This is a genomic window from Nitrospirillum guanabarense (genome assembly GCF_034653355.1).
In the GTDB taxonomy this organism is placed as follows: Bacteria; Pseudomonadota; Alphaproteobacteria; order Azospirillales; family Azospirillaceae; genus Nitrospirillum.
Map to the genome: position 1 here is coordinate 2156328 of NZ_JAYEER010000004.1, position 18545 is coordinate 2174872.

An 18545-nucleotide genomic window follows, 5' to 3' on the forward strand; every position below is an offset into this window, starting at 1 on the left:
GATGCAGGACGGCACCACCGACGCCATTTATGTCATCAACCCAGAAAACCTTGCCTTTAGCCACCACCTTAGCCTTGGCCTTTGGAGCCTGACGGCGGTGGTCTGCGCGATCGTAGTCGCAGCGAGGGGCCGGAGGGGATGGGGGCTGGTCATCAGTGTTGCCCTCCTGCTACCGCCCCTCGGGGCGTTGCCGTTTCAGACTTTCACCCACTTCAGCTTGGTCGAATATGTCGTGGAGGCGGCCCTGCCCATGTCCATGGTGTTGGGCGGCGCCGGAGCCTTAAGCGGTGTGGCGCTCGGCGCAGTACTCCGCTGGGGCCGCAGTCGCATCCGATTGGAGCGTCCATCATGATATCGACGCCATTATGCCACCTGGCGGACATCGCCGATGGCCAGGCCAAGGGAATCACCTGGGGCAGCGGCAGCGCGCGCGAGGAAGTCCTGGTGGCGCGGCGGGGCGACCGGGCCTTCGCCTATCACAACCGCTGTCCCCATGTCGGCACCACCCTGGACTGGACGCCCGACCAGTTCATGAGCGCCGACGGCCGCCACCTGCAGTGCGCCACCCATGGCGCCCTGTTCCGGGTGGAGGATGGCCTGTGCATTCACGGCCCCTGCGCCGGCCGCAGCCTGACGCCGGTGCGGGTGCGCGTCGAGGACGGCGCCGTCCATCTGGACGAATAAGTCAGAGGTCCCCGATATAGGCCGCCAGTTCATCCGGCGTGCCGACGGGGAAGGCCTCCTTCAAGTAATCCAGGAAGGCGGAGACTCGCGCGCTCAATAACCGCCGCGAGGGGTAGAGCGCCCACAGGGCGATCTCCGGACCCTCCACATCCCCCCACTGCACCAGCGTGCCGGCGGCCAGATCGTGGCTCACCAGGGAGATGGGCAGCCGCGCGGCGCCGACGCCCGCCCGGACGGCATCGCGGACCATGATCAGCGACGACAGGCGCAGCACCGGGTCCACCGCGATGCGCGCCCGACCCGCCGGCCCCACGACATCCCAGGTCCCGCCCCCGCCCGTCGGGCCCCGGATCACGGCCGGAACCGGGCCGTCGTCCGCCGGCCGGGCCAAGTGCGGGCCGGCGACGACGACCAGGCGGTCGCGCAGAAAGCTGCGCCCGACCAGGCTTTCGTCCGGATCGGGATTCACGCGGATCACCAGGTCGTAGCCTTCCTCCACCATGTCGACGGGCCGGTCCTCCGTCGTGACCTCCAGCCGGACCTCCGGGTATTTCAGCGCGAAGCCGGCGGCGATCCTGCCCATGGCGGTCTGCGAGAACAGCAGCGGCGCGCTGACCCGCAGCCGCCCCCGCGGCCGATCCCCGCCCGAGGCGATCGCCGCCGCCGTCTCGTCCAGTTCGGTCAGCAGCGCCCCCGTCCGCTGGAACAGCGCCCGCCCCTCCTCGGTCAGTTTCAGCACCCGCCCGCCGCGCTCGAACAGGCGCAGGTCCAGCGTGGCCTCCAGCTCGGCAACCCGGCGGGACAGCGTCGCCTTGGGGCGGCCTGACGCGCGGGCGGCCCGGCCGAACCCGCCATGTCGGGCGACAAGATTGAAATCGGCGAGGGCCAACAGATCCATCTGTTCCACCATAGAGACGATATGTCCAAATATACCGCCTATCGGCCCAAACATGGATCACTAAATTTGGGGGTGTCTTCAGACGCCAGGCACGGCCCAGCCGGACGCTCTGGCAAATCCATCTCGAGCGAGGAGCGCCATCATGATCTATTCGACCGCCACCGTTCCGGTGAACCCGCAGGGCGAGACGCCCCTGACCCGCGCGCAGGCTTGGCGGGGTCTGGTCCTCAAGGCCCGCGACGCCCGCCTGTTCCTGCCACCCAACCTCTGCACCCGCTGCGACGTGGTGGAGGAAAGCGCCACGCATATCGTGCGCGAGGCCACGATCGGCGGCGCCGACCTGCGCGAGATCATCACCTTCGAGCCCGAGAGCAAGGTCACCTTCTTCCAGGCCACCGGCCCGCGCGAGGGCGCCATCGTCAACGAGCTGTTCGAGGATGCCGACGGCACGCTTCAACTCCGCTTCTACTGCTACGTCGGCCTGCGCGGCAAAGAGCCGAACGGCGCCGAGGAACAGGCCGAGCAGGCGCAATTCGACAGCGACAGGGGCTACAAGGCCGCCGTGCTGTCGACGCTGAAGCGGACCCGCGAGCTGCTGGCGGAAGGCTGGCTTTGATCATCCCCCTGACCATCACCGACGGGATGCCGTCATCAGCGCCCAGGACACGCCGGCCAGCCCATTCCGCGAGGTGGCGTCCCTTTTCGTCCATGGCGGAACCCATATCGCGGGTGGACGTCGCGGACTTTGGCGCACGACGACACCTGGGTGCGCCGCGCCCCGCTGATCACATGGTGAGGGTGGGGCCGCGCGCCTAAGCCGACCGGGTCTGCATGGTGGCGGCGAAGTCTTCGGTCGTGGTGACCATGCGGCGGGCGATCACGCCCACCTCGCGCGCCACGTCGGCGACGGTCGGGGCGGACAGGGTGTCGGAGGCGTCATTGGCGACGGCGGCCGAGGAGCCCCCGCCCTCCGCCGTGGCCAAGCCCGAGGTGCTGCGGGCCACGGCCGGATGAGACAGCGCGCGCAGCACGCTATCGATGGCCATGAGGCTGGTGCGGCTGCTGATCTGGCTCAGTCGGCCGATCAGGTCCGTCGTGTCCTGTCCCGCACCGTTGTCGCCGACACCCGTCGTCATGGGATCCTTATCCGCGCAAAGCCGGGGCCTGGCGCAAGTGCCCGCCCCCAGGATGACAATAGCGGCCTTACCAATAACACAAGATGAACACCGGCGGGAGCGGCGCCGATGGGGAAAGGCCACGGAAAAACCACCCTTTCGCGTCACCCTGAACGGTTGGCGGGCTGATCCATGTCATGGCCCCATCGTCCGCCCTGGCCTTTCATGGCGCCTGGGCCCCGGAAAAGTCGGCAAACCCGTGACTTGCCGTGAATTTACCGGCGGCCGCAACGGCCCCGTGCTTGTGGAATGCGGGGGCAAGAGGGATACTCGGCCCGGCAAGCGATGGCGATCGCCGCGCCAGGCCCGCAGACAGGGCCGGCCAGGGGCCCCCCGGTGCGGAGGGGCCAGGCCGGACAGGGGTGGCGGCTTCAAGGGGAACGGGTCGTTCCCGGAAGCCCCGGCCGGCGACAACACATCAGGGAAGGAAACCAAGGTCCCATGAGCAACAACACCCTGTTCCCCGTTCCCGACGCGGTGGCGGCAGACGCCTGGGTCGACGCGACGAAATACCAGCAGATGTATGACCGTTCGATCAGCGATCCGGACGGGTTCTGGGGCGAGCATGGCCGCCGGCTGGATTGGATCCAGCCCTACACCAAGGTGAAGAACACCAGCTTCACCGGCGACGTCTCCATCCGCTGGTATGAAGACGGGGTGCTGAACGCCTGCGCCAACTGCGTGGACCGCCACCTGCCCGCGCGCGCCGACCAGACCGCCATCCTGTGGGAGGGCGACAGCCCGTCCGAGCACAAGCACATCACCTATTCCGAGCTGTACGACAACGTCACCCGCCTGGCCAACGTGCTGAAGGCGCGCGGCGTCAAGAAGGGCGACCGGGTCACCATCTACCTGCCCATGATCCCGGAGGCGGCCTACGCCATGCTGGCCTGCGCCCGCATCGGCGCCGTCCATTCCGTGGTGTTCGGTGGCTTCTCCCCCGACAGCCTGAAGGACCGGGTGCAGGACTGCGGCAGCACCGTGGTCATCACCGCGGACGAGGGTCTGCGCGGTGGCCGCAAGGTGGGGCTGAAGGTCAACGCCGACCAGGCGCTGAAGGCCTGCCCGGGCGTGGACACCGTCATCGTCGTGCGCCGCACCGGCGGCGCGGTGAACTGGGTCGAAGGCCGGGACATCTGGTACCATGAGGCCGTCGCCGCCGCCTCTCCCGATTGCCCGCCGGAGCCGATGAGCGCGGAAGACCCGCTGTTCATCCTTTACACCTCCGGTTCCACCGGCAAGCCCAAGGGCGTGCTGCACACCACCGGCGGCTATCTGGTTTATGCCAGCATGACCCACCAGTACGTCTTCGATTACCACGAGGGCGACGTCTACTGGTGCACGGCCGACGTGGGCTGGGTCACGGGCCACAGCTACATCTTGTATGGCCCCCTGGCCAACGGCGCCGTCACCCTGATGTTCGAGGGCGTGCCAAACTATCCGGACAGCGGCCGGTTCTGGCAGGTCATCGACAAGCACAAGGTCAACATCTTCTACACCGCCCCCACCGCCATCCGCGCCCTGATGCGCGAGGGCGAAGGGCCGGTGAAGCGCCACAGCCGCAGGAGCCTGCGCCTGCTGGGCTCGGTGGGTGAACCCATCAACCCCGAGGCCTGGCTGTGGTACCACTCCGTGGTGGGTGATGAGCGCTGCCCCATCGTCGACACCTGGTGGCAGACGGAAACCGGCGGCATCCTGATCACCCCGCTGCCCGGCGCCACCGCCACGAAGCCGGGCTCGGCCACCCTGCCCTTCTTCGGGGTGAAGCCGGTCATCGTCGACAACGAGGGCCACGTTCTGGAAGGGGCGACCGAGGGCAACCTCTGCATCGCCGACAGTTGGCCGGGCCAGATGCGTACCGTGTTCGGCGACCACGAGCGCTTCAAGCAGACCTACTTCTCCACCTTCGCCGGCAAGTATTTCACCGGCGACGGCTGCCGCCGGGACGAGGACGGCTATTACTGGATCACGGGCCGCGTGGACGATGTCATCAACGTCTCCGGCCACCGCCTGGGCACGGCCGAGGTGGAAAGCGCCCTGGTCGCCCATCCCAAGGTGGCCGAAGCCGCCGTGGTGGGCTATCCGCACGACATCAAGGGCCAGGGCATCTACGCCTACGTGACCCTGAACGCCGGGGAGACCCCGTCGGAGGAGTTGCGCAAGGAACTGGTGGCCTGGGTGCGCAAGGAGATCGGTCCCATCGCCACGCCCGACCTGATCCAGTGGGCCCCGGGCCTGCCCAAGACCCGTTCCGGCAAGATCATGCGCCGCATCCTGCGCAAGATCGCCGCCAACGAGCATGAGGCCCTGGGTGACACCTCGACCCTGGCCGATCCCACCGTGGTCACCGACCTGGTGGACAGCCGCATGAACCGGGGCTGAGGCGCCTGTATCACGGATGAGGGAAAGGCCGGCCGGGGCGATCCGGCCGGCCTTTCCATGAGGCCGAGATCCGGTTTGATGTGTTTCCGACCTGAACAGAAACGTCGGAAACACGCTCAGCTTTTGGTTTGCCATGTGATTTACGGCTCAGGTGATGCCACCTGAGCCGATCATCCTGCTAAAGCCGGACGCGCTCGGCCTTAGTTCAGGTATTGAGAAACGATATTGCGCACGATATAGCCGGCGCCCGCCTTGGTCAGGTGGCCATAGTCGAACTGCAGCACGTCCGTCTTCAGGTCGGGTCCGACAACGGCCAAGCATCCCTGCTCATTGCAGAGCGCGTCCTTCAAGGACACGTAGATAACGCCATCGGGATATTTCTTGGACCGCAGCTTTTCATCCCACTCGAAAGACTGCTTGTTGATGCCATCGTAGGTCCGCGCCGGGATATTCTGCCTTTTGGCCACGAAGCGGCGCAGCAGCACCTTGGGCAGATCGCTTTCCCACGTGGGAATCATGCCGAGAACGATCACCTTCCTCACACCGGCCTCCCGGATTTCCTCCGTCCTGCGCAGGATGACCTCGTCATAGGGAACGTCGTCGCCATATTCCGGAGAGGTGCCCGGAATTGCGTAGTTCGCGAAGAGGATGACCGTATCCGGCTTTTCCTCCTTTATGCGCGCGAGGATCAAGCTGCTGATATCCCGGCACCGTTCCCTTTTGTCATTCAGCAGCAGCACGTTGCAGAACGCGGCTGAATATTGCACGAAATTCAGCCCCTTTGCCGCAACCAACGGGCGCAACGCCTGCGAAAGATAGGCAGAGAAAGAATTGCCCGCGACGAACACCGTTGGCTTGCCCGGAAAATCTTCCCGGTCACAACCGTGCTCCGCATAGGTGGACGCCGGCTCGCTATAGAAGAAGCACCGGAAGTCCTCCTTGGCCATGTCGCCAAATCGGTTGTCATAGTGACTCAGGATTTCGGCGCGCTTGCTGATCGGCCGGAAGGTCAAGCCATCCCGCTTCCACGTGTCGTACCCGCCGACGGCGACGACCCCCATCAGAAGCATAAGGACGATGGCCTTGCGATGCCCATGACCGCCAAAGCGGAACGGCCTTTCGACCAGCCGGTAGGTCAGCCAGGCGAGCAGTATGGCCCCGAGGAGGACGCCGGCCCGCACCAGAGGCGGCGGGGTTTCGTCGCCGACGATGCGCGCGAACACCAGCAGCGGCCAGTGCCAGAGGTACAGCGGAAAGCTGATAGTCCCGAACCAGACCATCAGGCGCCGCCCCAGCACCATGCGGTTCAGCCAAGCCCCGGGTCCCGCGAAAATCATCAGGAAGGTGCCGGCCACCGGCATGACCGCCCACCAACCGGGGAACTTTCTGCCACCATCGATGACCAGGAAACCGGCCACGACCAACAGGATACCGACAATGGACAGGATGTTCCGAGCGGTCGCACTGACAGGGATGCGGGCCTTTGATGGACCATCCACCACCGCATGGGCGCCGTGCAAGATGATGTGCGCCAGCACCGCCCCCACCAGCAGTTCCCAAGCCCGAGTTTGCGGTGAATAAAAGGTACTGACCGAATTGGATGAGATGTTGTCCACGTTCAACGTGAACGATACGCCGACGAAGAAGACGACGGCAGCAATAATATTGATCCTGAATTTATAGACCACCCATAGGATCAACGGCCACGCGATGTAGAATTGTTCCTCGACCCCTAACGACCAGATATGCAGCAGCGGTTTTGTATTGACGGCATTGTCGAAATACCCGCTTTCCTTGATAAGGAAAAGGTTCATGACAAAGACGGCACTGGCTGATATGTGTTTCCCCAATTGCTTATATTCGTCGGGGAAAAGCTCGATCCACCCCATGACGAAGCATGAAATTAGCACAAGCAACAATGCCGGGAATATTCTACGAATTCGTCTTTCATAGAAGTGAATAAAGCTAAAGCGATCTTTCTCAAAACTTCCTATAATGATTGTTGAAATCAGAAATCCTGAAATAACAAAAAATATATCAACCCCAACGAAGCCCCCTCTTAGGGCATTTGGGAAAGCGTGAAAGAGGATAACGGATAGAACCGCAATGGCCCGCAGCCCATCGATATCAGACCGGTACTTAGGGTTTACCAACGAACCGTGATTAACATTTGACAATATAGCTGCCCTCAAACCGAAAAAGACAGAGTCCGACGCATAGCCCACGCCACAATCCTAGCGCTTAAAAGTCAATTTTAGGGGCTGGAAAAGATGAGATCCAGTGAACCGGCTGTAGACCAGGCGACACTTGCTAAGGATAGGCCCCATATTCCCCTGATCCCCCATACGGCGAGCGACAACAACAACCCCATGCCGCATCGCGAGGCCCCCGTCCCCATGAATTGGCTTGCCATTCAACACCAGGAATAGCGGCTATTTTCCGCGCCGCCACATTCCTGTTTTCAATATCGGCGATCAACAGGAAAAGTGTGGGCTTCTCACGTCCATCCAACGTACCGTCGGCGACGCACGTTTTCACAACGCCGTCGGCCGGGGGTCTTCCACCTGGTGCAGGCGCTGGAAGGCCTGCATGGCGACGCGCAGCAGCAGGGTCTTCCGCCGGGCGGCGTTCAGCTTGACCTCCGGCCCCTCGCGCAGGATTTCCGCGCCGTAGCCATCGGCCACGATCAGCCCGCATTCCTCGGGGATCAGTTCCTGGGGAAAATCCTCGCCCACGGCGAAGTAGAAGCGGTCGCAGAACTCCAGGTAGTCGCCCCACTTGTGGTCAGCGCGGAAATCGGCGACGGAGCTTTTGATCTCGACGATGGTGACGCTGCCGTCGCCAGCCAGGGCCAAGATGTCGGCGCGGCGGTTGTTGGCCAGCGGCACCTCCAGCATCGAGCGCATGCCGTGGTGGATCAGCATGCGGCGCACACCGCGCGCCAGCAGCAGGGCACGTTCCATGCCCGGCCGTCCGAAGAAGGGCGGCACGGTGGCGGGAATGACGAAGTCGGCTTCGTCGGCCGACGACGATGGATCGGACGGTACGGACATGTAACTCAGCCCCGCTTGAAGCGCTCCACCTTCTGGACACGATAGCCCAGGCTGGTGGGGAAGCGCTGCTCCGCACGGAAGCGGGCGTCGCGGTCGGTGGTGGCGCCGAACAGATGGACCTGGGCGCCCTCGACCTCGCCACCGGCATCCGTCCCGGCGGCGTTGGCGGCCACGCTGTTCGCGGCCGGGACCACGGTCACCTCCCACAGCCGGCCATGCACCAGCACCGTCTTGTCCGGCACGATCAGGCGGCGGCGGGGGGCGGACTGCAGCTCGCGCAGCTTGGCGTCGGCCTCGGCCCGGGTGGCGCGCAGGGTCGCCACCACCTCTTCCAGGCCGGCGACCTCGCGGGCGCTGCCCTCCGCCGTGGCCTTGGCCTCGTTGGCGGCGGCGGTGGCGTGGCCCAGTTCCTCCTCCAGCCGGCCCAGGCGGCGTTCCCGCAGGCGGCGGTCATCCTCGATGTTGCGGGCGGTCAGCGCGAACTGGATCAGCGAATAGAGCAGCAGGATGATGAGGCCGATATTGGCGAGAAGGGCGGCCGACATCAGGAGGCCACCGCCTGCTGGGCGCCCGCATCCTGGGCCTGCAGCATGTTGGACAGGATGAAGCCCGCCGCCTCGGGGAAGGCCTGGCGGGCCAGGCGCGTCGCCTCCGCTTGGTTCTCGGCCCACACCTCCACCACATGGGGACAACCCCGCAGGTGGCTGTGGGTGGTGGCCGTCTGGTTGATGGTCAGCGTTGACCCCAGGGCCAGGCTGCCGGTGTAGAGGCGGCAGCCGGCGCCGGCCTCCCCAAGCTCGTGGATCAGTTCGAAATTGTCGGCCTGGGCGGAGAGCAGACGGCGCTGCGCCTCCGCCAACTGGTTCTGGATCATGCGCCGCTCTTCCGCCAGGTCGCGGCCGCGGGCAAGGTTCTGGTCGTGCGCCTTCACCGCCTCATCCAAGGCGGCTCGGGTCTTGGCCACCTTGCCCTCCAATTCCGCCACGGCGTTGCGGGTGGCGTAGAGCAGGGTCTGGCGGAACAGCACCATGGCCACCATGCCGATCGCGCCCAAGAGCGCGATCACGAACAGGCTGATGCTGAATTCCTCAAACACGACCGCGGCGATCCTTTCGGCGTTCCCATGGAACCTAGCATTACCGACAATTTTTCACAAATTGTCGGGCAACGGCGTAGGCGATATTGCCGAACCTATCGGGTCGGTCGTTCACAAATGGTTATCATGGACATCCATGGGCGTCGACTAGGCCAAAAGCAACCTGGGCGAGAGAATAAGCTCTTACCTCACGCAGCGCTTTGCGCGAAGCCACGGCCCGCGATCTCACCCAGAAAGGCGCGGTCGACGGCGGGATAGCGCGAGGGCATCTCGCGCTCGATATTGTCCAGCAGGGTGCGCGCCGCGTCCCGTCCGTTGATCTCGGCATACAGCAGGAACCAGGCGGCATAGGTGCGGCCCAACCCGATGGCGGCGGTGCCTACGGCCATCCCGCTGTCCGCGGGCATCACCCAATGGCCCAAGGCTCCGTCGCGGCGCAACCCCACGAAGGGCAGCTTGGCCAGCGGCAGCCGGGCGGGGGTGGCGCTGGACTGAGGTGGGACGGGGGTCATCGCGCGCCGCTACTGGGGACGGTTCGGGCCCCAAACATTGCGGTGGGAGGCCAGGGAACCTACTGCCACTGGTATATCGCGGCGAGTTGCGGACGGCTATCGATGCGGAAGAATAGGTCCCCGGCGCCAGGGCGCTGGACAGGCCTGGCGCCAGGGCGCTTGAAACCGCAGGGCCTGCCGGCCTGGCTTAATGGCCGTGGCCGGCGTGCGCCTTGCCGGCCTCGGACAGGACGAAATGGCGGCCGCAGTAGGGACAGTCGATCTTGCCATCCTTTTCCATGGTCAAATAGACCAGCGGGTGGCCCAGGGCACCGCCCCCGCCATCGCACCCGACGGACGGGGTGTCGACATAGATCGTCTCAATCGGCTGCATGGCCTTGGGCGCTCCATAATAAAGGTCCGGGGCGGGACGACCGTCCCGCCGACGCCCGGATCATAGCCAAGCGCGGCGCCGGATCAAGCGTGAGGCGCCCCGCCCGGTTCCGCCTCGGGCGGACCTCCTTGGTGGGGGGTGTGATGGCCGTGGTTGACCGTGGTCAAGGCGGGGGTGTACGCCTTTTCGGCCCCGGCTTTCCCGGGTTTTCCCCTTTTTCGGGCCCGCATGTTTCCCGGCCCCGTCATCATGGACCGTCCTGACCCCATGCCCGACACGCGCGCGCCCGATACCCACCCCGCCCCCGCCGCCCCCACCGGCGGCCAGCCCGAGCTGGCGATCGAGCTGCGCGGCCTGACCAAAACCTACAAGGCCACCGGCAAGGCCCCGGCCAAGCTGGCGCTGAAAGGCATCGACCTGGCCATTCCGCGTGGCTCGGTCTACGGCCTGCTGGGGCCCAACGGCGCCGGCAAGTCCACCATGATCAACATCCTGGCCGGCCTGGTGACCAAGAGCGGCGGCACCGCCAAGATCTGGGGCATCGACATCGACCAGGACCCGCGGGCCGCCCGCGCCGCCATCGGCGTGGTGCCCCAGGAACTGAACATGGACCCCTTCTTCACGCCACGTGAGCTGCTGGACCTGCAGGCCGGCCTGTATGGCGTGCCCAAGCGCGAGCGGCAGACCGACCGGCTGCTGGAGGCCGTGGGCCTGAAGGACAAGGCCAACGCCTATGCCCGCACCCTGTCGGGCGGCATGCGCCGCCGCCTGATGGTGGCCAAGGCCATGGTGCACACCCCGCCGGTGCTGGTGCTGGACGAGCCCACGGCCGGTGTGGACGTGGAACTGCGCCAGTCGCTGTGGGCCCATGTGCGCGAGTTGAACCGCGCCGGCACCACCGTGGTGCTGACCACCCACTACCTGGAAGAAGCGCAGGAGCTGTGCGACAGCATCGCCATCGTCAACCACGGCCAGGTGGTGGCGTGCGACAGCACCGACCGCCTGCTGCGCACCCTGGACCGCAAGGACCTGGTGGCGGTGGTGGACCAGGATCTGACCGAAGTGCCCAGCACGCTGGCCGGCTTCGAGGTCACATTGAAAGGCCGCCAGCTGACGGTGCAGTATCCGCCCAGCCGCGTGAAGGTGGGGGAGGTGCTGAACGCCATCGCCGCCGCCGGCCTGACCATCGTGGACCTCAGCACCAAGGAATCAGACCTGGAGGATATCTTCCTGCAGCTGACCCGCGCGCCCGCCGGCAATGGCGCGGGCTGAGGACAACGCCCTTTCCCCCACCGCACCGCGCTGGCGCCCCCGCTGGCTGGCGGCGGTAGCACTTGGCCTGTCCGTCACGGCCTGTGCCCCCACCGCCCGGATGGCCGGGCCGCCGGTGGTGGTCACCCCACAGCTGACGGCGGCGGGCATCACCGCGCGCGATGGCGCCATCCTGCCCACGCAATCCTGGCTGCCCGCGGAGGGGCCACCGCGCGCCGTCATCCTGGCGCTGCACGGCTTCAACGACTACGCCAACTCTTATGATGCCCCCGGCCGCTGGTGGGCGCAGCATGGCGTGGCGACCTACGCCTACGATCAGCGGGGCTTCGGCCGTAATCCGCACCCCGGCGTCTGGGCCGGCGGCGACGTCATGGTGCGCGACATGTGGGACGCCGCCGCCGCCCTGCACGACCGTTATCCCGATACGCCCCTGTTCCTGACGGGGGAGAGCATGGGCGGCGCCGTGCTGATGACGGCCCTGGCGGGGCACACGCTGCCGGCGGGGTTCAAGGGCGTCATCCTGACCGCCCCCGCCGTCTGGTCGCGCGGCACCATGCCCTTCTACCAGCGCTGGGCCCTGGCCATCGCCAACTGGACCGTCCCCTGGCTGAGCCTGACGCCGCCGCGCGGCCTGATCCATGTGCAGGCATCCGACAACATCCCCATGCTGATCGCCCTGGGCCGCGACCCGCTGGTGGTCAAGGCCACCCGCGTGGACGCGCTGGAGGGCCTGACCGACCTGATGGACGCCGCCATGGATGCCGCCCCCCGCTTCAAGGTGACGTCGCTGGTCATGTACGGCCAGCATGAGGAGCTGATTCCCCGCGAGCCCATGACCAAGGCCCTGGCCCGTCTGCCGGCCCCGAGCCAGGGCGGCCCGCGCATCGCCTTCTACCCCACGGCCTGGCACATGATGCTGCGCGACCTGCACGCCCAGATCGTCTGGCAGGACATACTGGCCTGGGTCACCGACCCGGCCGCCCCCCTGCCCAGCGGCATGGACACCAACCCGGAAATCCCCACGCTGCTGGCCGAGGGCCGCACGCCATGACCGCGACCATTGTGCTGAACGCCGACGACTACGGTTTGTCCCCGGGTGTTTCGCAGGGCATCCTGGCCCTGATCCGCCAGGGGCGCCTTTCGGGCACCAGCTGCATGACCGCCACGCCCTATTGGCCCGACCATGCCCCCTGGCTGGCCGATGTGGCGGATCGGGCCGACATCGGCCTGCACCTGACCCTGACGGATCAGGAAGCGGCCGGCCCCTGCCCCGCGCTGGCCCCTGGCGGACGCTTCGGCGGCGTGGGCGATTTGATGATCCGCTCGCTGACCGGCCAGCTGTCGGGGGCATCCGTCCAGGCCGACCTGAAAGCCGAGATCGAGCGCCAGCTGGATTTGTTCGAGGCCCATGCCGGCCGGCCGCCGTCCCATGTCGACGGGCACCAGCATGTGCACCTGCTGCCGGGCGTGCGCGGCCTGGTGCTGGACGCCGTGGCGCGCCGCTACCCCCGGGGCAGCGTTTATGTTCGCGACTGCGCCGAGCCGATGGCCGCGGTACTGGCGCGCGGGGTGGACAGCGTGAAGGCCCTGATCATCGCCAGCCTGGCGCGGGGCCTGCGCACGGCCGCCGCCCGGCGCGGCATCCCCACCAACCGGGGCTTCCGCGGCGTCTATGACTTCGGCCCCGACCGCGACTTCCCGGCGCTGATGGCCAGGTTCCTGGAACCCGCGCGTGACCGCGTGTTGATCATGGTGCACCCGGCCCTGCCGGACGAGGTGCTGGCCGGGCTGGACCCGGTGGTGGCCAGCCGGCAGGTGGAGCAGGCCTATCTGTCGGGCGAGGCCTTCGCCCAGCTGCTGGACCGCATGGGCGTGCGCCTGGGCCGTCTTCAGGGCTGACACAAAACGGGTTGACCCGGTAAGGGTCCACGGCGCTTCATGCGGCCCCATCACAGCCATTCGCGATCGAGGACCAGGGATGCCGGACCCCCGCAGCGCCAAAGGGCCGTCCAAGGCCGCCCCCAGCAAGCCCGCCGCCGAAGGCGCGGCGGGCGAGAGCATCCGGCGCAAGACCTTCCGCATCCTGGGCCTGCCGGCCGTGGCCGCCCTGTTCGCGCGCGACCCCGGCCGGGTGGAACGGCTGTTCTTCGACGATCGCATGAAGGAGAAGGTGGGCGCCTACTGCGCCAGCCTGGCGCAGGCACGCAAGGTCTACCGCCTGCTGCCCAGCGATGAGATGGAAAAGGTGGCGGGCACGCCCCTGCATGGCGGCGTGGTGGCCGTGGCCGCCCCCCGCCCCGTCCTGCCCCTGGACATCGACGAGGCGGCGCGATGGGCGGCGGCGGGCGAACCGCTGATGATCCTGGACGGCGTCGGCAACCCGCACAATCTGGGCGCCATCGTCCGCACCTGCGCCTTTTTCGGCATCAACCGCCTGGTGCTCTCCGACCATGCCGAACAGGCCCTGCCGTCGGAGGCCGCCTACCGTGTGGCCGAGGGCGGGTTCGAGTATGTCAGCCTCTACCAGCTGCCGCGCTTCGCCCAGAGCCTACGCCACCTGCGCGCCCATTACCGCGTCGTCGGCACCGCGCTTGGCGACCATCCCGATCCGGCCACCGCGCTATCGGCGCCGAACGCCAAGCCCGCCGCCCTGATCCTGGGCAATGAGGAGGTGGGCCTGCCCGCCACCACGCTGCAGGCCTGCCACCAGCTGGTCACCCTGCGCGGGACGGGCCAGGTGCAGTCGCTGAACGTCTCGGCCACCGCCGCCATCCTGGTGCACGCCCTGGCAACCCCTGGGGCGGCGGCCCCTGGGGCCAGCGGGCGCTGACATGCCCCGGCTGATCCTGTTCAACAAGCCCTATGACGTGCTGTCGCAATTCAGCGACGAAACCGGCCGGGCGACGGTGAAGGATTATGTCGACGCGCCGGGCGTCTATCCGGCCGGCCGCCTGGACCGGGACAGCGAGGGCCTGCTGGTGCTGAGCGACGACGGCCCCTTCATCCACCGCATCGCCGACCCCAAGCACAAGCTGGCAAAGGTCTACTGGGCGCAGGTGGAAGGCGTGCCGGATGAGGCGGCGCTGGCGGCCCTGCGCCGGGGCGTCACCCTGAAGGACGGCCCCACTCTGCCGGCAGGCGCGCGCCTGATGGACGAGCCGGCGGCGCTGTGGCCCCGCGACCCGCCCATCCGCTATCGCGCGGCCATCCCCACCAGTTGGGTCGAGCTGACCTTGAGGGAGGGACGCAACCGTCAGGTCCGCCGCATGACGGCGGCCGTGGGCTTTCCCACCCTGCGCCTGGTGCGCTGGGCCGTGGGCGACTGGACGCTGGAGGACCTGGCGCCCGGCGCGTGGCGAGACGCGCCATTTCCGGCGGCACCGAAGGCCGCGCCGGTCAGGGCGTCTCGACGATCAAGGTGACGCGCCGGTCGGCGGCGCGGTCGTGGTCCGGCGCGTTCGGGTCGGTGTTGGCGCCCGGGGGCGAAACATGCGGGCGGGTATCGGCATAGCCCACCGCCCGCAGGCGGTTGGCCGGCACACCGTCGCTGATCAGCATGCGCACCACGGCGGCGGCGCGGGCGGCCGACAGTTCCCAGTTGCTGGGAAAGCGGGCGGTGCTGATGGCGTTGCTGTCGGTGTGCCCCTCCACCGTCACCATGCCCTTCAGCGACTGCAGCACCGGCACCAGGCGGGCCAGGATCTGCTGCCCCTCATCGCCCAGGTCGGCACGGCCGGAGGCGAACAGCACCCGGTCCTTGATCTCGATGGACAGGCCCTTGCCCCGGGGGGTGACCTGCACGTCGGGGGGCAGGTCCTGCGCCTCAAGGTCTTGGGCCAGGCGCTTGGCCTCCTCCGTCGGTTCCTCCGCCGGGCCAGCCCCAGGTAACGTATCGGGGGGCAGGGCATCCTGGGGCGCGCGCTGCGGCGGGTAGGGGGGCACCGGCGGTAAGGTGGGGCTGGACATGGACGCTGCCGTCGGGCTCTTCGCCATGTCGCGGGCGGGGGCGCCCACCGGATTGGCCGAGACGGCCACGCGGCCGGCACCCGGCTGGTTGTTGTCGGACTTCAGCTTCAGCCGGCCGTTGATGCCCAGGATGGCCACCATGCCCAGGAACACGATCATCAGCAGCGTGACCATGTCCATGTAGCTGATGACCCACTCCTCCGACTCTTCCATCGGCTCGCCGGGCATGCGGCCGGGGACGGTACGGTTCTGGACCACGCGACCGCCCCGGGCCCGGATATCCGGCCGGCCGGCGGGCTTGGCCTCCACCGCCGGCTTGGCACCGGCCGCCCCCGGCATCACCGGCGGCGGCACGGGCATGCCGCTGGCATAGATGCGGGCGGTGTGGCGCGGCTTGGGTGGCGGTGGCAGCTCGCCGGATCCACCACCGGCCCCGCCGCCGGACTGGTCGCTAGGCGCCACCCCAGTCCTCCTCCCGCGCGTCGCGCAGGTAATGGTCCAGGCTGTCCTGGATGATGGTGGGGGAGCGGCCGAGGTGGGTCAGCACCACGCCTTCCAGCAGCACGTTCATCAGGGCGACCCGCCGGCCGGTGCGCTGTTCCAGCTTGATGGCGATGGGCTTGAACACCAGGTTGGCCAGCACCAAGCCGTAGAGGGTGGCCAGCATGGCCACCGCCATGCTGCCGCCGATCAAGCCGATGTCGCCCTCGCCCAGGTGCTTCAGCATGCCGACCATGCCGGCCAGCGTGCCCAACAGGCCGAAGGCGGGGGAGAAGGTGGCCAACGTGCGGAAGAAGCGCGACTGCCCCGCCTCCAGCTCCATCTGCTTTTGGATGCGCCAGTTCATGACCTGCAGCAGGTCCTCCAGCGGCTGGGCGTCCACCACCATCTGCAGGCCCAGCCGCAGGAAGGGGTGGGCCACGCGCTGGGCCCGTTCGTCAGCCGCCTGGATGCGCTTCTCATGCAGGTGGCGGGCAACCTCCATCAGTTCGGCCACGTCGGCGCGGATGCTGTCGCGGTCGCGCACGATGCCCACCAGGGCGCCCAGGGCGGCACGGATCTCATCGCCGCGGAAGGCCAGCAGCGCCACGCAGACGACGCCGCCCAGCACGATCATCAGGCCTTCGGGATTATAGTAGAAATGCCAGTTGCCGCCGGCGGAGACGACGAACCACAGCAGGGCCACGGTGGCCAGCACCCCCGCCAGCGTCGTGCCGATGAAGCGGGAGGTGACGCCCCCCTTGGCAGGTCCCCGATTGCCGGGCCCGCGATTGCCGGACCCGGGCCTGGCGGCCGGCGCATTGCGCGCCGGGCGCGCGCCGCGTTCGTTCACAGTCACGCCCTTGCCCCTAATAACAACGGTATAGATGCCGCCTGCCCCGGCGGTGCTGGCCACAGATTAACCGAGTGGCCCCGGCGAAAACACCCCGCTCAGAAGATCAAGGATTTAGGCCGCACCACGGCGACGGCCCCGCCTGGGTGATCCAGGCGGGGCCGTTTTGGTCAGCCGAACCGGTGCGGTCGGGGGCGCGGTCGTTGGGGGGCGGGATCAGCGGCCCTGGATGGTGATGGTGAGGGTGTCGGTGTAGCTGCCGGCGATGGCCTGGGCGTTGGCGGGGACGGTGACGGCGACGGTGGCGGTCTTGTTGAACTGGGCGGAGGAGCGGACGACGTTGACGCTGCTGCCGCTGGACTGGCCGTCGTAGATGGGGGTGTAGCTGACGGGCTGGGCGCCGGTGGCGGAGGACTTGAGGGTGCCGCCGTTGGCGGACTGGACGCTGATCTGGTAGCCGGCGCCGTCATTGCAGGTCTCGACGACGCTGCCGACGGTGACGGCGTTGGAGCCGGTGAGGATGTTCAGCTGGGCGCCGGCGTCGGTGACGCTGACGGTGCAGGTCTGGGCGACGGAGCTGTTCAGCTGGATGGTGCCCGAGGTGCCGGCGGCGGCGAAGGCGGGGGTGGCGGCCAGGGAGACGGCGGCGATCAGGGCGGCGGCGGCGAAGCGGATCATGATGACGGTTCCTATCGGTTCGGCTGGGCTTGTTGCCCGATTGCTTTGATGGGGGATGTAAGAGCAATCGCGGTGCCAGAACCGGGGATGGTGCGGCATTAATCGGTTAATGCATTGATATTATTAATTTATCTGATTTATCGCCGCGAGGCGTGCCCAGGCGACACCGGCCGCGCCGTTGCGTCACGCACCATGCGAAAGGTTAGGATGCCCGTGGAATCAACGCATTAGGCTTTGCGCTTCGCCAGATGCGCGAAAAGGCGCCCCGGCGTGGGGCGCCCTCTCCCGAACCTGTGGGTGACCGTCGCTGGCGGCTTACTTGCCGGCGATGGTGATGGTCAGGGTGTCGGCGTAGCTGCCGGCGATGGCCTGGGCGTTGGCCGGGACCGTGACGGAGACGTTGGAGGTCTTGTTGAACTGGGCGCCGGAGCGGGTGACGGCGAAGCTGCTGCCCGAGCCGTTGGTCCCATCGTAGCTGGTGGTGTAGCTGATGGCCTGGGCGCCGGTGGCCGATGACTTCAGCGTGCCGTTGTTGGCCGAGGCGACGGTGATGGTGTAACCGGCGCCGTCGTTGCAGTTCTCGACCACGCTGCCGACGGCGACGTTGCTGGAGCCGGACAGGATGTTCAGGGTGGCGCCGGCGTCGGTCACGGCCACGGTGCAGGTCTGGGCGACGGAGCTGTTCAGCTGGATGGTGCCCGAGGCGCCAGCGGCGGCGAAGGCGGGGGCGGCGGCGAACAGGGCGGCGACAGCGGCGGCGGCGGCGATGCGGATCATGATGAGGTTCCTATCGGTTCGGTGGGCGGCTTCAGCGGCCCGGGTTGGTTCATATCCCGTTATAAGCACCCGCCGTGCCAGCGGCGCGAGGCCGCCACCATTCCGTCACCAAACCTCAATAAATTCAGTCTATTGTGCGAAAATTCCGAGGTAGGGGCCGTCATAGGCCTTTTCGCATAGAACCGGCAAACCGGTCCTCTGCTGCACACCGCATCGCACCCTTGGGATAGGGTCATTTATTTGTGCATTGCGTTAAGCAACACTCCACCGCGCCCTGATCACACCCGGGGTCGCCGGTGGCGGCACTTCTTCTTTCGACGCTCCCCATACGGGTGGGTGATGGGCG

21 protein-coding genes are annotated in these 18545 nt (G+C 67.3%); 9 read left to right on the forward strand and 12 right to left on the reverse strand.

Annotated elements, in window-relative coordinates:
- Position 1: 1 nt before the first annotated feature.
- Together UAA55_RS27990 and UAA55_RS27995 are read left to right on the forward strand one after the other, a co-directional pair.
- Entirely contained in the window at positions 2-352 is a 351-nt protein-coding gene (locus UAA55_RS27990; protein WP_322956950.1) for a hypothetical protein, read from the forward strand.
- On the forward strand, positions 349-684 hold the full coding sequence (locus tag UAA55_RS27995; protein ID WP_322956952.1) for a Rieske (2Fe-2S) protein: 336 nt from the start codon (positions 349-351) through the stop codon (positions 682-684). The genes UAA55_RS27990 and UAA55_RS27995 overlap by 4 nt, the downstream gene beginning before the upstream one ends.
- 1 nt (position 685) lies before the next feature.
- On the opposite strand, the gene UAA55_RS28000 is transcribed toward UAA55_RS27995, so the two are convergent.
- Entirely contained in the window at positions 686-1582 is an 897-nt protein-coding gene (locus UAA55_RS28000) for a LysR family transcriptional regulator (RefSeq protein WP_322956954.1), read from the reverse strand.
- Positions 1583-1724: 142 nt separating this feature from the next.
- On the opposite strand from UAA55_RS28000, the gene UAA55_RS28005 reads away from it, so the two are divergent.
- Positions 1725-2198: an SRPBCC family protein gene (locus UAA55_RS28005; protein WP_322956955.1), complete on the forward strand. Its 474-nt coding sequence runs from the start codon at positions 1725-1727 to the stop codon at positions 2196-2198.
- Positions 2199-2394: 196 nt separating this feature from the next.
- Here UAA55_RS28005 and UAA55_RS28010 read toward each other — a convergent pair whose 3' ends face one another.
- Positions 2395-2718, reverse strand: coding sequence for a hypothetical protein (locus tag UAA55_RS28010; protein WP_322956956.1), 324 nt, complete (start codon positions 2716-2718; stop codon positions 2395-2397).
- Between the two features lie 480 nt (positions 2719-3198).
- On the opposite strand from UAA55_RS28010, the gene acs reads away from it, so the two are divergent.
- Positions 3199-5139 (forward strand): acetate--CoA ligase, encoded by a 1941-nt coding sequence (gene acs, locus UAA55_RS28015; protein WP_322956957.1) that lies wholly within the window; start codon positions 3199-3201, stop codon positions 5137-5139.
- A gap of 200 nt (positions 5140-5339) precedes the next feature.
- Here the strand turns inward: acs and UAA55_RS28020 are convergent, their stop codons facing one another.
- From UAA55_RS28020 to UAA55_RS28045, 6 genes are all read right to left on the reverse strand, one after another.
- Positions 5340-7364 (reverse strand): acyltransferase family protein, encoded by a 2025-nt coding sequence (locus UAA55_RS28020; RefSeq protein WP_322956958.1) that lies wholly within the window; start codon positions 7362-7364, stop codon positions 5340-5342.
- 309 nt (positions 7365-7673) lie between these two features.
- Positions 7674-8192: an MmcB family DNA repair protein gene (locus UAA55_RS28025; protein ID WP_322956960.1), complete on the reverse strand. Its 519-nt coding sequence runs from the start codon at positions 8190-8192 to the stop codon at positions 7674-7676.
- A 5-nt stretch (positions 8193-8197) separates the two neighbouring features.
- Positions 8198-8737 carry a hypothetical protein gene (locus tag UAA55_RS28030; RefSeq protein WP_322956961.1) on the reverse strand — a complete coding sequence of 180 codons (540 nt, stop codon included), beginning with the start codon at positions 8735-8737 and terminating at the stop codon, positions 8198-8200.
- Entirely contained in the window at positions 8737-9288 is a 552-nt protein-coding gene (locus tag UAA55_RS28035; protein WP_322956962.1) for a hypothetical protein, read from the reverse strand. Before UAA55_RS28035 ends, UAA55_RS28030 begins: the two co-directional genes overlap by 1 nt.
- 188 nt (positions 9289-9476) lie before the next feature.
- On the reverse strand, positions 9477-9800 hold the full coding sequence (locus UAA55_RS28040; RefSeq protein ID WP_322956963.1) for a hypothetical protein: 324 nt from the start codon (positions 9798-9800) through the stop codon (positions 9477-9479).
- Positions 9801-9987: 187 nt separating this feature from the next.
- Positions 9988-10173 (reverse strand): zinc-finger domain-containing protein, encoded by a 186-nt coding sequence (locus UAA55_RS28045; protein ID WP_322915185.1) that lies wholly within the window; start codon positions 10171-10173, stop codon positions 9988-9990.
- A gap of 267 nt (positions 10174-10440) precedes the next feature.
- Between UAA55_RS28045 and UAA55_RS28050 the strand changes: the two genes are divergently transcribed.
- The 5 genes from UAA55_RS28050 to UAA55_RS28070 all read left to right on the forward strand — a co-directional run bounded on the left by UAA55_RS28050 (position 10441) and on the right by UAA55_RS28070 (position 14867).
- Positions 10441-11445: an ABC transporter ATP-binding protein gene (locus UAA55_RS28050; RefSeq protein WP_322956964.1), complete on the forward strand. Its 1005-nt coding sequence runs from the start codon at positions 10441-10443 to the stop codon at positions 11443-11445.
- Positions 11432-12496: an alpha/beta hydrolase gene (locus UAA55_RS28055; protein ID WP_322956965.1), complete on the forward strand. Its 1065-nt coding sequence runs from the start codon at positions 11432-11434 to the stop codon at positions 12494-12496. Before UAA55_RS28050 ends, UAA55_RS28055 begins: the two co-directional genes overlap by 14 nt.
- Positions 12493-13344, forward strand: coding sequence for a ChbG/HpnK family deacetylase (locus tag UAA55_RS28060; RefSeq protein WP_322956966.1), 852 nt, complete (start codon positions 12493-12495; stop codon positions 13342-13344). Before UAA55_RS28055 ends, UAA55_RS28060 begins: the two co-directional genes overlap by 4 nt.
- 79 nt (positions 13345-13423) lie before the next feature.
- Entirely contained in the window at positions 13424-14275 is an 852-nt protein-coding gene (locus UAA55_RS28065) for a TrmH family RNA methyltransferase (RefSeq protein WP_322956967.1), read from the forward strand.
- A gap of 1 nt (position 14276) precedes the next feature.
- Entirely contained in the window at positions 14277-14867 is a 591-nt protein-coding gene (locus UAA55_RS28070; protein ID WP_322956968.1) for a pseudouridine synthase, read from the forward strand.
- Here the strand turns inward: UAA55_RS28070 and UAA55_RS28075 are convergent.
- The 4 genes from UAA55_RS28075 to UAA55_RS28090 form a co-directional block, all read right to left on the reverse strand.
- Entirely contained in the window at positions 14842-15873 is a 1032-nt protein-coding gene (locus UAA55_RS28075; protein ID WP_322956969.1) for an OmpA family protein, read from the reverse strand. The two genes, UAA55_RS28070 and UAA55_RS28075, sit on opposite strands and share 26 nt — an antisense overlap.
- Positions 15863-16750 (reverse strand): motility protein A, encoded by an 888-nt coding sequence (locus UAA55_RS28080; RefSeq protein ID WP_322956970.1) that lies wholly within the window; start codon positions 16748-16750, stop codon positions 15863-15865. The genes UAA55_RS28075 and UAA55_RS28080 overlap by 11 nt, the downstream gene beginning before the upstream one ends.
- A 210-nt stretch (positions 16751-16960) precedes the next feature.
- The gene (locus tag UAA55_RS28085) at positions 16961-17422 is read right to left on the reverse strand and encodes a spore coat protein U domain-containing protein (protein WP_322953350.1); all 462 of its coding nucleotides are present in this window, start codon (positions 17420-17422) and stop codon (positions 16961-16963) included.
- Between the two features lie 315 nt (positions 17423-17737).
- On the reverse strand, positions 17738-18199 hold the full coding sequence (locus tag UAA55_RS28090) for a spore coat protein U domain-containing protein (protein WP_322954942.1): 462 nt from the start codon (positions 18197-18199) through the stop codon (positions 17738-17740).
- Between the last annotated feature and the right edge of the window lie 346 nt (positions 18200-18545).

Excerpts from the sequence above, each read along its gene's own strand:
- UAA55_RS27990 (WP_322956950.1), top strand. The coding sequence starts at position 2 with ATGCAGGACGGCACCACCGACGCCATTTATGTCATCAACCCAGAAAAC.
- UAA55_RS27995 (WP_322956952.1), top strand. The coding sequence starts at position 349 with ATGATATCGACGCCATTATGCCACCTGGCGGACATCGCCGATGGCCAG.
- UAA55_RS28000 (WP_322956954.1), bottom strand. The coding sequence starts at position 1,582 with ATGGATCTGTTGGCCCTCGCCGATTTCAATCTTGTCGCCCGACATGGC.
- UAA55_RS28005 (WP_322956955.1), top strand. The coding sequence starts at position 1,725 with ATGATCTATTCGACCGCCACCGTTCCGGTGAACCCGCAGGGCGAGACG.
- UAA55_RS28010 (WP_322956956.1), bottom strand. The coding sequence starts at position 2,718 with ATGACGACGGGTGTCGGCGACAACGGTGCGGGACAGGACACGACGGAC.
- acs (WP_322956957.1), top strand. The coding sequence starts at position 3,199 with ATGAGCAACAACACCCTGTTCCCCGTTCCCGACGCGGTGGCGGCAGAC.
- UAA55_RS28025 (WP_322956960.1), bottom strand. The coding sequence starts at position 8,192 with ATGTCCGTACCGTCCGATCCATCGTCGTCGGCCGACGAAGCCGACTTC.
- UAA55_RS28030 (WP_322956961.1), bottom strand. The coding sequence starts at position 8,737 with ATGTCGGCCGCCCTTCTCGCCAATATCGGCCTCATCATCCTGCTGCTC.
- UAA55_RS28040 (WP_322956963.1), bottom strand. The coding sequence starts at position 9,800 with ATGACCCCCGTCCCACCTCAGTCCAGCGCCACCCCCGCCCGGCTGCCG.
- UAA55_RS28045 (WP_322915185.1), bottom strand. The coding sequence starts at position 10,173 with ATGCAGCCGATTGAGACGATCTATGTCGACACCCCGTCCGTCGGGTGC.
- UAA55_RS28050 (WP_322956964.1), top strand. The coding sequence starts at position 10,441 with ATGCCCGACACGCGCGCGCCCGATACCCACCCCGCCCCCGCCGCCCCC.
- UAA55_RS28055 (WP_322956965.1), top strand. The coding sequence starts at position 11,432 with ATGGCGCGGGCTGAGGACAACGCCCTTTCCCCCACCGCACCGCGCTGG.
- UAA55_RS28060 (WP_322956966.1), top strand. The coding sequence starts at position 12,493 with ATGACCGCGACCATTGTGCTGAACGCCGACGACTACGGTTTGTCCCCG.
- UAA55_RS28065 (WP_322956967.1), top strand. The coding sequence starts at position 13,424 with ATGCCGGACCCCCGCAGCGCCAAAGGGCCGTCCAAGGCCGCCCCCAGC.
- UAA55_RS28070 (WP_322956968.1), top strand. The coding sequence starts at position 14,277 with ATGCCCCGGCTGATCCTGTTCAACAAGCCCTATGACGTGCTGTCGCAA.
- UAA55_RS28085 (WP_322953350.1), bottom strand. The coding sequence starts at position 17,422 with ATGATCCGCTTCGCCGCCGCCGCCCTGATCGCCGCCGTCTCCCTGGCC.
- UAA55_RS28090 (WP_322954942.1), bottom strand. The coding sequence starts at position 18,199 with ATGATCCGCATCGCCGCCGCCGCCGCTGTCGCCGCCCTGTTCGCCGCC.